Raw genomic sequence first — 16,598 nt, forward strand, 5'->3', positions numbered from 1 at the left:
AAAGACGGCGACTATAGATAAACTATGGTCGCCGTCTGAATAAAATTTTGAAAAGCTGTTTTGATAGATAGTTTTAAATTTATCATCCAGCATTTAGCAACCACTACTTATCAACCATTACTTATAATGCAATCCAATCCGCAAGAAATTCATGATGGCGAATGCTACCGTCTTCTTGTGTCATTGCGGTTAAATAATCTCGGGTTTGCTGTTGCCAAACATTAAAGCCTTCTGAAGATAATTTGCCCGTCAAGCGTAGCCAACGTAGATAAATCAACCACGTATTGAGTACATCAGATTCACAATAAACCGTCAGCGTTTGCCATTTATCTTGCGTCACCAAGTCACCAACCATACTGCCATCAACATCCGTTTTACCGGGCAGTCCGTACAAGCTTGCAACCACATCCATTGATTGGCGTGCGCTGGCACCATATTGGCTAAACCTATCCATCAAGTCTAAATGGCGATTGTGATAGCGATTGATATAATTATCATAGCGCATCTTACTGACACTATCGCCTTCTTCAAATAGTAGCGGCACGCTTAAATCATAAAGCATAGCACGATAAATCAGTACTGGAATATCAAAGCCTGAGCCATTCCAGCTGACCAGTTGCGGCAAGTCTTGAAACTCAGTAAAGGCTTTAAAAAATTTACGCAAGATTTCTTTTTCCGATAAATGCTCAGCGCTTAATGAAAACAGTTTGCTCTCACCGTTTTTGACATAAAAGGCAGAAATACACACGATGCGCTGTAGCGGTACGCGCATAAAATCGCGTCCAGTTTCTTGGATGCGAATGGCTTGCAGCGCAGTAAAGGTATCGGCATCATTTAAATCTGCCAGTTGCGGATAAATACGGCGCGCGGCATCAGTGTCTGCTACTGTCTCAATATCGAATACCAGCACCGGATTGTAAGGTAGAGAAGGGGTCATAACCGTATCCTGATTTACCATCTATAAGCGTTAGTTAAATTAGACTTTAACAGTGTGGATATTTTTTATTCGCTGTCATCAACATTATACAAACCCGTTGATAGATACCGGTCACCGCGGTCACAGACGATAAAGGCTATCACGGCATCAGGGTTGGCTTTGGCAATTTGTACCGCTGCCCATGCTGCTGCACCGGAAGAAACCCCTGCAAAAATGCCTTCTGTTTTTGCCAATTTACGCATATAAACTTCAGCAGTATGTTGGTCAACATCCATCACTTCATCGACCAAATCAGCGTCATAAATTCCCGGCATATAAGCAGCAGGCCAGCGGCGAATCCCTGCAATTGATGCCTCTTCGTCAGGTTGTAAGCCAATGATTTGAATAGCTGGGTTTTGTTCTTTTAAGTATTGTGACACGCCGGTAATGGTGCCTGTTGTGCCCATTGAGCTGATAAAATGGGTAATTTCACCATTCGTTTGTTGCCACAATTCAGGACCTGTCGTCAGGTAATGCGCTTGTTTGTTATCCGGATTATTAAACTGATCCAACACCACGCCCAAGCCGTCCGTTTGCATTTGCAACGCCAAGTCACGCGCAGCTTCCATGCCTTCATCAACCTCAATTAACGTTGCGCCATAAGCAATCATCGCGTCTTTACGTTCTTGAGTTGAATTGGTAGGCATCAAAAGCGTAATGGGGTATCCACGCATTGCCGCCACCATGGCAAGCGCAATGCCGGTATTACCGCTGGTGGCTTCAATTAACGTATCACCGGGCTTGATATCGCCACGCAATTCGGCTTGATATATCATGTTAAATGCTGGGCGGTCTTTTACCGAACCGGCTGGATTATTACCTTCTAATTTGGCAAGCAGCTGCGCACCATTGGTAATATTCTCTTGTTCAGGCAAACGCTGTAATCGAACCAGTGGCGTTTGACCCACGCAATCAGCAAGCTCGGTTATTTGGCTGATAAAGTTTGCAGTTGAGGCAGTCGTAGACGACATAAGACATCCTTGTTGTTATTTTCGATAAAAGGGTTAAAACGGTGCTGGATAATCACGTACTGAATAATCAGGTACTGGATAATCGGGTACTAAACAGGCAGATAAAAGATAGATAAATAAAAGTCGCATTATTATATCAGTTTGTTTTTAGCTGCGCGGATAACATGACAAGTTATTGATAAGGGAATAGTAACTCATAATGTAAGACCCTGATGTGAGACTATAATGAGAGACCCTGATATTGCCAGCCTTTACTATTCTAAATACTGCTAAAATAGCACAGTATTTAGCTTGTCCTAAGCTGTTGCAAACGGTCAAGGACATTTAAAGGAGTTCACAGTTCGCATGGCATACAAAAAACGTTTTGATACCAGTAGCGCCTATGGTCAGTTGATTATATTGGTGTTTTTGCCCATTTGTGTCTTGGCGGCAGTGGGCGGTATCTTGGTGTTTCATGAAACCATGCGCGCTAGTGAGTCGGAGCAAGAGGCATTAGCAGAAGCGGTATTGATCCGTTATAAACCTATGGTCACGGAGCTGATTCCAGAATTGTTGGAGCAAGAACGACAACAATTAAAGGACAATGAAAAAACAGCAAAGCAAATCGTCGGTGGGGTTGCCTCTGCCAGTCAAAATGCCCTTGAAACCAGTATTAATAATTCGCAATTGCCCGTATCGCAAGTGCACTCTGACCATTATATTAGTGCAAATGGCGGTCGCTTAAGCAGTGCCGTGCTCTCAGAAGAGGCGTTGGGTGGCATAAAAACGCCCACCGCATCTAATGCCGTGATTCTCGATGAAAAGCGGGCAATTGAAGATAATCGTGCCAATACGACCGTAGTGCCAAAAGGGGCGATGACTACCTTGGTGGCGATTCGTGATAGGCTCAGCCGCATGCAATCTGAGCAGCATGTACAGCGTATTGCTATTATTAATGAAGATAACCAAGTATTGGCAACCGTCGGCTACGGTGTTAATGAGCGCTGGCCATTGCTTGATACCTCGCAAAGTTTTTTGTCGCAACAAGCAACCCCGATTGGCACCGCTTATGGCAGTATTTTGGGCGAGTTTGAAGGGCAACGCTTATGGCTATTGGTCGATATGGATAACGAGCCGCTGTATATTGCCCGTTATCGTATTGCCATGTCGCTGGTGATTACCGGCTTATTAACCTTACTGATTTTATTACTCAGCTTAAATATCTATGCCAAGCGCTGGATTGCACCGATTTATGAGTTGCGTTTACAATTGCAACGTACCCATGTCGATAATTTATATAAGCCGATTCCTGTAGAGTCGGACGGTGAATTGAACCTATTACAGCAAGATTTAGTCAAAACGCTACGTCGTTTACATTCAAGTTTTCAAGATTTAAAAGACCACGCGGAACAAACTGAAGACGACCTACGGCTGGCGTTTGATGAGATGGAGATGCAAAATATCTCTATTCGTAACTCGCGTGATGCCGCGATTTCAACCAGCCAAGCCAAATCAGCATTTTTAGCCAATATCAGTCATGAATTGCGCACGCCCTTAAACAGCATTGATGGTTTCATTAATTTGCTAGCACGTCATGGCGAATTAAATGCAGAGCAAGACTTGTATGTGCAAACCATTCGCAAATCTTCAGCGCATCTGCTGGCATTGGTTAATGATGTACTTGATTTTTCTAAAATCGAAGCCGGTAAATTATTGTTAGACCGCCATGAGTTTGACCTATATGACACCATTTATGATGTCGTCGATATGCTATCTCCGGTGTCCGCAGAAAAAGGTCTGCGCGTGGCGGTATTGTTCTATAACGATGTGCCCATGCGTATCATTGGTGATGCGTTGCGCCTGAAACAAGTATTGACCAATATTGTCGGCAATGCCATTAAATTCACCGATATCGGTGATGTGGTGGTGCGCGTGAGCTTGGATGATTATCAAGATAATTATCTGATGATTAGTGTTCAAGACAGTGGCAAAGGCATTTCTGCTGCTGATCAAAAAATGCTGTTTCAAAGCTTTAGTCAAGGCGACCCATCAATTACCCGACAATATGGTGGTAGTGGTCTTGGATTGGTTATCTCTAAACAATTAACGCGCTTAATGGGTGGTGACATTGGTTTTTATGACAATGCGCAAGAGAATATTGCCAATCAAGGCGCGACCTTTTGGTTTCGGATGCCAACCCATGTCGATGTGCTAGAGGCAGAAACGGGTCAAACCATTCCCTTACCGGTATTAGCACCGCTTGCCAGTCCGACTGATGAGTTTCATGTTTTAGTATGGATTAATCACGCCGCCTCACGCCAAGTGCTCAAAGCCAGCTTGCAAAACTTGCCCATTCATTTGACCCAAGCCAACTCGTTACCAGGTGTGCTTGAATCACTAAAAGAGCGCGGTAATTATTGGGATTGGGTGATTGTCGATAATGACACTCAAGATGACATGATGGCACTGCTCAAGCAAATTCGTTTGCATTATCAAGGAAAATTAGCGGTCTTTGGTTATCAAGTTGCCGCTGACCAAGCACTGCTCAACCGGTATCACGCCAATATCTTGTACGAGCCACTCGATAAGCGCCAACTATACGCCATGATGGATACCCAAAAGAAAACTTTAGCAGTAAAAAATCAGCTGCCGCGCTGGCATGGGGTGACTGTATTGGCAGTGGATGATCATTTGCCCAATCTATTGGTTTTGGATGCGCTACTCAGTGAATTTGGTATTAATGTTATTACTGCCAATAGCGGTTTTGATGCCATTGAAATCATCAGTAAACAACAAACCAAATATAATAAAACCTCAAAAACGACGCAGCAAAGCCTGTCTAATAAAACTCAAATATCTAAAGCAGAAGCCCGCGCGCAAGTGAGTAAGGCTGCAACAAACTCTGTTAATCATGCGCAAAGTGGTACTGAGGATAAAGTCCGTACGGAAGATAAAGACCGCATCGACCTGATATTTATGGACATTCAAATGCCACGCATGTCAGGGCGCGCGGCAGCGGAGCAAATTCGCAATATTGAAAATCCTGACCAGCGCATTCCTATAATCGCGCTAACTGCGCATGGGCTAGCAGATGAGCGCGACAAATTACTTGCAAGTGGTATTGACGACTATGTGGGCAAGCCGATTAGTCAGCCGCAACTATTACAAGTGCTACAAAAATGGCTGAATCGCCCGACAGCGACTGAGCGCTATACTGAGATTGACCAAAGTGCATCAAAAAATACGGCGCTTACTATTTCGTCTGTAGATACGCCTAAGCAATCAACACCATTAATACCTCAAGATGACTCTGGGTTAAACCCTCTGATTAACTTGAGTGATACACCAAAATTACTTACCCAAAATACAGCGTCCAATCACGCCAGTAATGATGTCAGTACAAACGTGTATGGTGAAACAAACGTTCCGACCAGTGCTAGAAAACTAGGGATGCGTAAGGATCACAATATATCGCGACCGCTATCGCTTAAAAAAATACGCGACAACTATCTGCGTGATAGTCAGCCGCGTGATGACTATCTACGCGAGCCGCAACGTATCACCCAGCCGCGTTATCAAGACCATTTACAACCGCCAAACTTGGATACGATAACTGAGCAGCCTAAACAGTCATCTGATTATAAAGTGTCAGAGAATAGCTTAACCACCAGTGCTATCAATGAACTTGCCATTTTAGACTGGCAAGATGCCTTAACGCGCTCAGCAAATAAACCTGATTTGGCAGCCACGCTGGTTATTATGATGCTCGATACCATTGTTAAGGAAAAAGAAGCATTGGCACAAGCATGGCAAGATCGTGACCGTAATGAGCTGAGCCAAATTGCCCATCGTATCTTGGGCGCAAGTCGCTATACCGGCGTGCCGCAACTGCGCCAAGCCAGCCAAGATTTGGAAGATAAATGCTTGCTTAACATTCAACATACCACGCCGGCACAGTTTGCGATGCTCAAGCCCTATTATGAGACGTTATTACTGGCGCTTACCAATTTACAAACGCTCGATTTAGCCCCTTATCCGGAATTAAGTTTTCATCGCTTAAGCGAAAATGATATGACTTGGAAAATGATATGACTCGGAAAGTAATTTAATAAAAAGTGTTGGTATACATTGGAAAGAAGCGCTGTTTTTAATAGCTAATATATCTATACTCTATCCGGTCAGTTATCGGCACATTTTAATGATATAAGCCTGTTAACATTAAAGTTAGCTTGATTAACCATCACTGCCTTATTTCTTATCGTTATTTATCATTATTATTTTTGCTATTAAGGACTGTCATGCACGCTGTCGCCACCTATCAATATCACACCTTACAAGTCAGTATTACTAAAGCCATTTTAACCGTTACCCTAAATCGTCCGCATAAAAAAAATGCTATGAGCTTTGAGATGATGCAGGAGCTGATTGCGGTTGCCATGCGTATTAGCAAAGATAAAACCTTACGTGCTGTTATTATCAATGGAGCTGGTGAGACCTTTTGCAGCGGTATAGATTTGGGCGATTTGAACCAACCCAAAAATCAAGCCTATGCTTTGTGGGAATTAATTAAGCCCAGTCAGAGTTTATTTCAGCGCGTCTGTCTGGTCTGGCGCGAAGTGCCGATGCCGGTTATTGCTGTACTAAAGGGACATTGTATTGGTGCAGGATTGCAATTGGCGCTGGCTTGTGACGTACGGATTACCAACCCTGAGTGTCAATTTTCTATAATGGAAGCGAAGTGGGGCTTGGTGCCAGATATGGGCTTGACCCAATCGGCGCTCGGCGTGGTACGTGCTGATGTATTAAAAGAGCTGGCAATGAGCGCCCGTGTGATTGACGCGATTGCTGCTGAAAAGTTAGGGCTAATTAGCCATTGTCATGATACGCCTTTGGAACATGCAAAAATCCTTGCGACTGAATTTGCCGAACGCTCGCCCGATGCAGTGCTGGCAAGTAAACGCATTATTAATGCTATGTATCAACAGTCTGCCGTAACCCTATATCAAGAAAAATTGTGGCAAATAAAGCTGATGCTCGGACGTAATCGTAAACGTGCGCTTAAAAAAGCCAAGCAAGCAAGTACCGTATTTGCAAAGCGTCAATTCCGCTAAGCTCATGTATTATAGGTGCGTGAACAAAGTAAGCTTGATGAAGATGATAGCCTTGATATGAAAGTCCCTTGCCAAACATTCTATATTCATTGCAATATTATCAGGCAGTACAATAGCAGATAGGATGATTCAACGCTGTCTGCTATTTTTTTATGTCGAATTAATAATTACTCCTTATATCGATAATTTAACAATCAATACTGTAACTCTAATGGTCTAAATTATGTCTGCTCAAAAAGCCCCTTTATCTCATAAAACTTCTGACTCAAATCGCGTGCGTTCAGCGGAGCTGCCTATTGCATGGATTATGATGCTTGGATTAATTGTGGCGGTTGGACCTTTATCGATTGATATGTACTTACCCGCGCTGCCGTCAATGGCAAAAGACTTTGGCGTACCAACCTCATTTATTGCCAACTCAGTACCTGCTTATTTTATGGGGCTGGTATTTGGGCAGCTGATTTATGGACCGTTAAGCGACCGTATTGGGCGCGTTAAGCCGTTATATTTCGGCATGATTTTATATGTTATTGCTTCTGTTATTTGCGCAACGACCGATAATGAATATGTCTTATTTGCAGGGCGTACTTTGCAAGCGCTTGGGGCATGTGTGGGCGCAGTGGTCACACGCGCTGCCATTCGGGATCGTCTCACCGCGAGACAAACGGCAAAAGCCTTTTCTATTATGATATTGGTCATGGGTTTAGCGCCCATCTTAGCGCCGTCACTGGGCGCGTTATTTTTGCAGTTCTTTAGCTGGCATTCTATTTTTTGGTTTTTGGCGGCATTTGGTTTATTAAATTTGTTGTTGACCAAGTTTTTCTTTTTTGAAACTCTCAGTGAAGAAAATCGTAATACTCGTCCTGCTACAGAAGTACTCAGTCAATATTGGGAGTTATTAAAAGATCCTACTTTTAATTATCCAGCGATTGGTGGCGGGCTATTGATGGGCGCAATGTTCGTTTATATCAGTGCCGCCTCTGAATTAATCATGGATACTTATGGCATCTCATCGACGCATTTTGGTTGGATTTTTGGGCTAAATGCTGCAGGTTTTGTGGGTCTCACTCAACTAAATCAGTGGCTGACTAACCGTTATCGCATTCTTAGTATTTTGCGCTTTGGAGCAATGATGCAAGTTATTGCATCGGCAGGATTATTTATATTGGGTATCGGTTACGGTACAGACGCTTGGTTGCCGTTGGTATTGGCATGTATCTTCTTCTGTATTTCAGGACTAGGATTAACCCAGCCCAACTCATCCGCGATTGCCCTTGCGTTTCAAAAGCACCGTGCTGGTATGGCAAGCGCACTACAAGGCTCGCTCATGTTTTCGGTAGGCATCTTCGGTGGGTTACTACTTAACCTCTTTCCAGTTAATCCTGTTCTAAAGCTTGGCATCACTATGTTTCTGTTAATGAGTCTCGGCTGTCTGCTTATCTGGCGCATTGATCGCAACTTAAACTTGGATAATGCTGAATAGCCATCTCTTGTCGAAAAAAGCAATCTTAAACGTAAGTATCTGCTAATAAACAGTAAAAAAGTGAAACTTTGTCATTGCTTTTATAAAGTCACTTAAGTATCATAAAAAGTAAACTTATGTATTGAATATGTGATAATTATAAATAATTATGATTATCCTTTTTTAATGCTTATCTCATTAATTTCTTATACCTCATGAAATCATTGTTCTCACTTATAATTTTGATACAGAGTTCCTCTTATCGTTTAAAAGATAAATGTTTATTTATTACTGTAATTCAAAAATATAGTACAGAGAATATTTTTACACTGGCGTCTCTGTATGTTAATAATTAATAGCACTCTCTATTTAAAACCCTACTTTATTCCATTTTGAAACGACTATAACTATAAACCTATAACTCTTATTGATTAAGTTGTTATTTCTATGAGTTATGAGGTCATTTTACTGATTTTCATAGGATTATAAGTAGGTAAAAATTGTTTACGACCAGCTACATTGACCACCTTTTATATGATTACCCCTTATTTTTTTTCAATTGAACAAGGAAGTTGATTGTGGATGCACCGTTAAGGTCAAATTCAGAAATCCCTAAGAATAGGTATACGGCAATTATCGTATCTGTTGTTATATTCTTGCTATTAACCTCAGGGGTTCTAATTACCAGTATTTATAACTCACTTAAAATCCGTGATTTGCGCGCAGGAACAGCGCTCAGTGCCAACTTGCGTAGTGATATTCCAAGGCTGACGCAAGAGATATACCTGCTAAATACCATGCGCGAGCAAAAACAGCTTGCCGCTGAGCTTGATATTCAAAAGACCAAAGTAAATCAATTGGCTACATCGATCGATACTGAGGTTAAAACGCTGATTGAAGGCGGTAAGGTTAAAATTCGGGATGAGGAAGATGTTTATACCCCATCAAAGCAAGCAGATCAGATAGAGTATGCGCAAGAGACCTCAAGTTTATGGGCACCTTATAAAGAGGCATTAGGGCAATTTGTCAGTGCTGATACCGTTTTAAATGCCAGTGCCCTTGAAAACGAATTCGGAGATGCAAGCCAAGGTATTTATAATAATGCAACGAGCTTAACCGACAGCTTAAGTCGTGAAAACGGGCAGCGGGCTGCGTTCTTAAGAAACTTGCAGATTTTTGGTATCTCGTTTGCAATTATCTATTTTATTATTTTCGTATTGTATTTTGTTCGTCGCCTTAAAGCCTCGGATGAAGAGCTGATTAGTGCGCGTCGTGAAACGCAAGAAATTATGGAAACGGTAAATACCGGTCTATTCTTGTTAGATAAAGATTTGAATATTGGTCAGCAGTACTCAACTGCTTTAACCAAGATTATTGGCTCTACCCGCTTAGCGGGCGAAAACTTTGCCAGCGTACTTCGTGGTCGTATCTCAGATAAAGATCTAAATACCACGCGCCAGTTTATTGAGCAGCTGTATAACCCGCGCGTGAAAGAGCGTTTGGTTGATGCGCTAAATCCACTTCATAAAGTATTGCTGCATGACACCTCTGATACGCAAGCATCAGATAGTCGCTACTTGGACTTTAAGTTTTCACGCGTTTATGAAGATAAAGAAATCGCACGTATTTTGGTTAACGTGAGTGACGTATCGGATGCGGTGTATTTAGAGCAGCGCTTAGAAAAAGAAAGTGCGCAAAACGATATGCAAATTGAGATGTTAACCACCATCTTGAATGTTAATCCGAAAATGATTAATGAGTTTATTGGGAATACAAAACAGCATATCGAAAAAATGAACAACATTCTAAAAAATCCAGGCAGCTCGCAGTATGAGCTTGAAACCAAGCTCAATGCTATTTATCGTGAAATGCACAGCTTAAAAGGTGAGGCTTCGGCTCTAAACTTACACAGTTTTACCAATATTGCTTCAGGTGCTGAGGACAAGCTTAATGTGCTGCAAAATCAAGGTAAGCTTGCGGGCAATGACTTCTTGCCACTAGCGGTACATTTGGATGACCTACTTAGTTTATCAAACACCATTGAAACACTAGGTCAGCGTATCAACCAAGGTGCGATAGGAACGACCAATCCTGAAAGTACGCCCGCTAAAGCGGTACTAAAAGTAGACCATGCTGCATCTAATGCAAACGCTGCGCCACAAAATACCAGTAGCGCGTTGAGCGATACAGACAGCCTGAATATTAGTTTTGGCGATGAAGAAGATCACAATCTAGACAGCCATTTATTGCCTTATTACCAAGATTTTGCTGCCCAAATTGCTGAGCGTCAAGGCAAGCAGGTCAAGTTGAACTTAGAGTCGATTACCCAAGTCAATATTCCAGAACACCTGAAAAAAGCGGTTAAAGATATTAGTATTCAACTGCTGCGCAATGCTGTAGTCCATGGTATTGAAGATGTGGATACCCGTACGGCAGCTGGCAAACCTGCGACTGGTGTGATTGATTTACAAATGAAAAATGATGGGCAAAACTTTACCATGATTTTGCAAGATGATGGTCAAGGGATTAACTTTGAGCGCATTCGTGACAAGCTAGTAAGCATGGGTCGCGTGAATGCCCAAAATGCACAGCAACTTGATCGCAATGAGCTATTAAAGCACTTGTTCTCCTCCGGCTTCTCAACCAAAGATGCGGCTGATGAAGATGGTGGTCGCGGTGTGGGACTCGATATTATCAAAGCCCAAGTTCAAGAGTATGACGGTAAGCTCAATGTAAATAGTGAACTTGGTAAGATGACCCGTTTTGTCATCACTTTGCCTGCTGCTTAATTAAGGACAATATAGAAGCTATGTATAAATTAATGATTGTTGATGATTCCAATATTATTCGTAACCGTATTCAACGCGCCTATGATTCAGGGGAATTCATGCTAGTCGCCACCGCTACCAGCGGTGTGCAAGCGATAGAGAAGTTCAATGTCCATCGTCCTGATGTTATCACGATGGATTTGACTATGCCCCAAATGGATGGTTTAGAGTGTATAGAGCGCATTATCGCTTTAGATCCCGATGTTCGTATCTTGGTAGTATCGGCTTTGTCAGACAAAGCCACTGGAATTGAAGCGCTATCTTTAGGCGCTAGTGGCTTTTTATGCAAACCGTTTTCGGCAGAAGAGCTGGCAGAATCTCTACATGAATTAATGCAGGACTAATCTGGGCGGACGCCTTAAGCTGACACTTAACTAAAGAATAAAAACTATGAAAGAACAGAAACTAAAGATTTTCTTGAGCATTGTTACCAATTATTTCAATCAATTTGGCGGTGAGGAATTGGTCGTTGACACGCCTTATCTGCTAGAAAATCAACAGCCCAAAGTTCATGATTACACTGGCGTGATTGGTATCTCTGGGGTACAAAAGGGTGTGGTATATTTTTCAGCCACTCGCGAAATACTGTCACGTATTCTTGATAGTATGGGCGAGCCTGATAAAAGCGAAGATAATTTTGTTGACCTAGTGGGTGAAGTGGCTAATACCATTGCTGGTAACGCCCGTAATGAATTTGGCGCAAGTTTTCATATTTCCGTCCCCTTCGTATTCAAAGGCTCACCGCAAAGCATTATTTTACCAAAGGATGAGCGCTCTTTTATTATCCCAGTTACTTGGTATGGTCAGGTTGGAGAGATTGTGGTTTGTTTACAAAGCTAACCCAAGCTTAACCAGATAATAAGTATGGATAAGAATAACTATGGTAAATGTAGAGAAATTAGGGATATTTTTAACTTCGATTAGCTCGTTTTTCTCGCAAGTTGATAGTACAGAAGTAGTAATTGACACACCCTATCTGAACAATAATAGAAGTGCAATTGGCTTTGATTATAGTGGCGTGATTAGAATATCAGGGCCGCTTGAGGGTTGTGTCTATGTCAGTGCGCCCAGCACTTTGTTGCGTGAGTTGCTCAAAGTGATGGGAGAGCCGGACTCTTCTTTAGCAATGATGAAGGATTTACTGGGAGAGATGGCAAATACCATCTCAGGTAATGCGCGTACAGAGTTTGGACCTGATTTTATCATTACCCCGCCAAAGGTAGTGGAAGGTGTACCCAACTTGTCTTACCTGCCAAAAGAGCGGCACAGCTATATCACGCCCTTTACTTGGCGTGGCTATCAGGCAATGATTGGTATCTGTATCGAATAAATTCAAATTTAATAAATTATCCCTATAAAAAAAGCGGCGTTCACATGTCGCTTTTTTTATGCCCAGCTATTTTTGTATCTGCTTTATTATTTCAAAACTCCCATTGTCATCTTTACAAATGGCTGGAGCTTAATACACATTATATGGTAAAATACAGCGCGACCATTTTAGTGTGTAATTTTATACGCTGATCATGGCTCAATTTAAATCAACCAATGACACACACATCATGGTAAAAAATTGCTGGGTGTTTGGTGACTTGATTAATTTGTATAATGAGTAACGTTTTTTAAGCGTTTATCCGATGCAAATGCGTGTCACTAAATAGGCAGTTTTTGTGATGTGGAGGCATAACCCAACCAACAGGACATATCTAATGGCTACAAAGAATCCAACCAAAATTGAAATGCGTGACTTACTACAAGCTGGCGCTCACTTTGGTCACCAAACTCGCTTTTGGAATCCAAAAATGGGACCGTACATCTTTGGTGCGCGTAACAAGATTCATATCATCAACCTAGAGCACACCGTAAAAGCTTTCAACGAAGCATTGACTTACGTGAATGGCTTAGCTGCTAAGAAAAACAAAGTATTATTTGTTGGTACTAAACGTGCAGCAAGCGGCGTTGTTCGTGAGCAAGCAGCACGCGCTGGTATGCCTTACGTCGACCATCGCTGGTTGGGTGGTATGTTGACGAACTGGAAAACCCTTCGTCAGTCAATCAATCGTCTAAAAGAGCTTGAAAAACAAGCAGAAGACGGTACATTTGCTAAGCTAACCAAACGTGAAGCGCTAGAGCGTACTCGCGATATGGAAAAACTTGAGCGTTCATTGGGCGGTATCAAAGACATGGGCGGTCTACCTGACGCAATCTTTGTAGTAGACGTGGATCATGAAGCGATTGCTATCAAAGAAGCCAAAAACTTGGGTATCCCAGTTATCGGTATCGTTGATACCAACTCTAGCCCAGACAACGTTGATTACATTATCCCAGCAAACGATGATGCTATCCGTGCTGTGACTTTGTACGTAACTTCTATGGCTGATGCAATCATCGCCGGTAAAGAATACGCACAAACTCAAGCTGGTGGTAAAGCTGACCAAGCACAAGACGCAGAGCAAGCGCCTGCTGTAGAAGAAACAGCTGACGTTCAAACTGAAGAAGCAGCAACTCCAGCAGAATAAATTGCTGACTGCTATGGTTTAACCTTGTAATAATGGGTGCCTTGATAACTTATCCTTGATAATCTACCAATGAGCCGCCATACAAGGTGACTAATAGTATAGACAGTATAGATATTAACAATAGGCATGATGTGGTATTACTCATCATGCCTTATTGTTAAAACGCGACGCAGAATTTAGATGCGTTTAGATATCCTGTACTACCATACATAACAATACTCACATACATAATAAAAGGTAACTCTTATGTCAGAAGTAAAAGTATCTGCCAAAATGGTAAAAGAATTGCGCGACCGTACTGGTCTTGGCATGATGGAATGTAAAAAAGCGTTAGAAGAGTCAAATGGTGATGTTGAAACTGCCATTGATAACCTACGCAAATCAGGTCAAGCGAAAGCCGCTAAAAAAGCAGGCAACATCGCAGCTGATGGCGCTATCATCATTGCTCAAGGCGATAACAAAGCATTCTTACTAGAAGTAAACTGCCAAACTGACTTCGTTGCAAAAGACGAAAACTTTACGGCATTTGCAGAAACAGTAGCGAATATCGCATTAGCAAATAATGAAACTGACGTCGCTGCTATTGCTGAATTGCCATACGGCAACGGTCAGACAGTTGAAGAAGCTCGCGTATCTTTAGTACAAAAAATCGGCGAAAACATTCAAGTACGCCGCGTTGAAGTGTTAGAAGGTAGCAACCTTGCCTCATACCGTCATGGTCTACGCATTGGTGTTGTGATATCTTTTGAAGGCGGTGCTGCAGACACAGGTAAAAGCTTAGCGATGCATATCGCTGCATTCAACCCAGTTGCTGTTGATGATAACGACGTTGCCGCTGACGTATTGGCGCGTGAAAAAGACATCATCGAAGCCAAAGCACGTGAATCTGGCAAGCCTGATAACATCGTTGAAAAAATGATCGAAGGCGGTCTACGTAAATATCTCGACGAAGTCACTTTACTACGTCAGCCATACGTTATGGACAATGAGAAAAAAGTCGGCGACGTACTAAAAGCTGAAGGCGTAAAAGTTCTTGCCTTTAAACGCTTAGAAGTTGGCGAAGGCATTGAGAAAAAACAAGAAGACTTTGCTGCTGAAGTTGCTGCAGCCCAAGCAGCTGCTAATCAGTAATTGCTAGGTTAATAACAGTGTTTAGCTAGACAATACTTATTTAAATCATGTTTAGTTAAACATTGCTAAAAATAAAAAGCCCGCTATCATATAGCGGGCTTTTTTTATGTCAATAATGATGCTATCAAATCGTATTAGCGCAATGCAGCATACGCCGAATTAGAATAACTGGCACGACTGCTACCGTTACCATTACTACTGGTACCATAGCTGACTTTCATAGCGCCGCCATCGTTAGCGGCTTGTGCCGGAATATTATTGGCATTCATACCACCATTACCAAAAAGACTGGCATCATTTTTATATAAGCTGTTATAGCGGCTCATCACTGACTTGACATAATTACGGGTTTCTTTAAACGGTGGAATGCCTTTATATTTATCGACATTACCTTCACCGGCATTATAACCTGCGACCGCATACTCTACTCGATTGTTAAAACGGCGCATCAGCCATGCTAAATACTTAGCAGAACCTTCAATATTCTCAGAAGGATTCCAAGCGTTACTGACTTTAAAGCGCCTTGCTGTTGCTGGCATCAGCTGCATCAACCCTTGCGCGCCGACAGGAGAGCGTGCATTTGGATTAAATGAGGACTCAGTATGCATCATGGCTTTGAGTAGCGCAGGATCTACACCATGGCGTTGGGCTGAGTCGCGAATATAACCATCATACGCATTGCGGCTATTACTGCTACTGGCTTTGCTAGTGCCATAGTTTTGACTACTAGGCGGCGTATAAGTAGCAGGAGCTGCAGTGCTATTACTCCGATAAAAAGTCTCGCGGACTGTTTTATTGTATTTTGCAAATTTTCCAGTGGGCGCAACATTGGTTAATAATACTCTGCCGTTATTATCTTTTCTGATACTTATACTGGTAGAAGCTTGAGCTGTAGAGACGGTGGCAAGAGCGATAGAAGATATAGTGAGGGCAGTCAATACAAAAGAGGGGAGCTTACTGTTAAAAAGGGTGGCAATATTCATCATATAGATATCACTTGTTATCGAGTAATAGTAACGTGGCGCACCAATTATGACGGTATATAGCAGGGCAACACGATTACCGTAGTTGTCGGTATGAATATAAATTCCTGACAAAACTTACGAAAGACAGTTGTAATGGATACAAAAGATAATAGTTGCTTACTATATCATAAAATAACTTTTTGCCCTATTTTGTTACTTAAAAAGTCTGATAAAACCAAGATTGATTTGTGAAAAGGTGAAACAAATCAAAATCCTAGCAATTTTATCAGTGGGGATATGATTCTATAATCGTATATTAAAAAATTTGATTTTAGCGATAGGCGCTTTATAAAAGCCATTAAATATAAACAATTTATCCCAATTAAATACCGAAATTACTGATAAATATCGGGCAATTAGTAGACCATTTACTGCTAGTCCAAACGCAGAACAGTGTACAGCCGTATGACTGATTTGCCATTCTTCAACGTTACCAAACACATGAGCGGCAAGCCCTAATGATAAACCTTTGGCACGGTAATCTTTAACATTACGGAATAGTATTGGGAAATAAGCACATATGCTGACAAGGCTTGATTATATAGACAATGAAAAGCATTAACAGCGCCTTCAGAGTATTACTCAGCGCTAAAAACCTG

Annotated in this window: 13 protein-coding genes; 9 read left to right on the forward strand and 4 right to left on the reverse strand. The window is 42.0% G+C overall.

What is annotated here, in order from left to right:
• Positions 1 to 121 precede the first annotated feature (121 nt).
• Together AAEY78_RS01650 and cysM are read right to left on the reverse strand one after the other, a co-directional pair.
• Positions 122 to 937, reverse strand: coding sequence for a 3'-5' exonuclease (locus AAEY78_RS01650; RefSeq protein WP_352336731.1), 816 nt, complete (start codon positions 935 to 937; stop codon positions 122 to 124).
• A gap of 65 nt (positions 938 to 1,002) precedes the next feature.
• The gene (gene cysM / locus AAEY78_RS01655; RefSeq protein WP_352336733.1) at positions 1,003 to 1,947 is read right to left on the reverse strand and encodes a cysteine synthase CysM; all 945 of its coding nucleotides are present in this window, start codon (positions 1,945 to 1,947) and stop codon (positions 1,003 to 1,005) included.
• A gap of 345 nt (positions 1,948 to 2,292) precedes the next feature.
• Here cysM and AAEY78_RS01660 point away from each other — a divergent pair, with 345 nt between their 5' ends.
• From AAEY78_RS01660 to tsf, 9 genes are all read left to right on the forward strand, one after another.
• Positions 2,293 to 6,018, forward strand: coding sequence for an ATP-binding protein (locus tag AAEY78_RS01660; protein WP_502943601.1), 3,726 nt, complete (start codon positions 2,293 to 2,295; stop codon positions 6,016 to 6,018).
• 206 nt (positions 6,019 to 6,224) lie between these two features.
• Positions 6,225 to 7,037 (forward strand): crotonase/enoyl-CoA hydratase family protein, encoded by an 813-nt coding sequence (locus tag AAEY78_RS01665; protein ID WP_352336734.1) that lies wholly within the window; start codon positions 6,225 to 6,227, stop codon positions 7,035 to 7,037.
• A 223-nt stretch (positions 7,038 to 7,260) separates the two neighbouring features.
• A complete protein-coding gene (locus AAEY78_RS01670) occupies positions 7,261 to 8,520 on the forward strand; it encodes a multidrug effflux MFS transporter (RefSeq protein WP_352336736.1) in 1,260 nt (419 codons plus the stop codon).
• A 557-nt stretch (positions 8,521 to 9,077) separates the two neighbouring features.
• Complete coding sequence (locus tag AAEY78_RS01675) at positions 9,078 to 11,288, forward strand: ATP-binding protein (RefSeq protein ID WP_352336738.1); 2,211 nt, start codon at positions 9,078 to 9,080, stop codon at positions 11,286 to 11,288.
• A gap of 20 nt (positions 11,289 to 11,308) precedes the next feature.
• The gene (locus AAEY78_RS01680; RefSeq protein WP_352336740.1) at positions 11,309 to 11,671 is read left to right on the forward strand and encodes a response regulator; all 363 of its coding nucleotides are present in this window, start codon (positions 11,309 to 11,311) and stop codon (positions 11,669 to 11,671) included.
• A gap of 46 nt (positions 11,672 to 11,717) precedes the next feature.
• Complete coding sequence (locus AAEY78_RS01685) at positions 11,718 to 12,167, forward strand: chemotaxis protein CheX (RefSeq protein WP_352336741.1); 450 nt, start codon at positions 11,718 to 11,720, stop codon at positions 12,165 to 12,167.
• A 40-nt stretch (positions 12,168 to 12,207) separates the two neighbouring features.
• Positions 12,208 to 12,657 carry a chemotaxis protein CheX gene (locus AAEY78_RS01690; protein WP_352336742.1) on the forward strand — a complete coding sequence of 150 codons (450 nt, stop codon included), beginning with the start codon at positions 12,208 to 12,210 and terminating at the stop codon, positions 12,655 to 12,657.
• Between the two features lie 376 nt (positions 12,658 to 13,033).
• On the forward strand, positions 13,034 to 13,843 hold the full coding sequence (gene rpsB / locus AAEY78_RS01695; RefSeq protein ID WP_352336744.1) for a 30S ribosomal protein S2: 810 nt from the start codon (positions 13,034 to 13,036) through the stop codon (positions 13,841 to 13,843).
• Between the two features lie 246 nt (positions 13,844 to 14,089).
• Positions 14,090 to 14,974, forward strand: a complete 885-nt coding sequence (gene tsf, locus AAEY78_RS01700; RefSeq protein ID WP_352336746.1) for a translation elongation factor Ts — start codon at positions 14,090 to 14,092, stop codon at positions 14,972 to 14,974.
• A 134-nt stretch (positions 14,975 to 15,108) separates the two neighbouring features.
• On the opposite strand, the gene AAEY78_RS01705 is transcribed toward tsf, so the two are convergent.
• Together AAEY78_RS01705 and AAEY78_RS01710 are read right to left on the reverse strand one after the other, a co-directional pair.
• Positions 15,109 to 15,960, reverse strand: coding sequence for a lytic transglycosylase domain-containing protein (locus AAEY78_RS01705; RefSeq protein WP_352336748.1), 852 nt, complete (start codon positions 15,958 to 15,960; stop codon positions 15,109 to 15,111).
• A 282-nt stretch (positions 15,961 to 16,242) separates the two neighbouring features.
• On the reverse strand, positions 16,243 to 16,521 hold the full coding sequence (locus AAEY78_RS01710; RefSeq protein ID WP_352336832.1) for an LrgB family protein: 279 nt from the start codon (positions 16,519 to 16,521) through the stop codon (positions 16,243 to 16,245).
• Positions 16,522 to 16,598 lie beyond the last annotated feature (77 nt).

Origin of the sequence: Psychrobacter sp. 16-MNA-CIBAN-0192 (assembly GCF_040309565.1) — a bacterium.
GTDB lineage: Bacteria > Pseudomonadota > Gammaproteobacteria > Pseudomonadales > Moraxellaceae > Psychrobacter.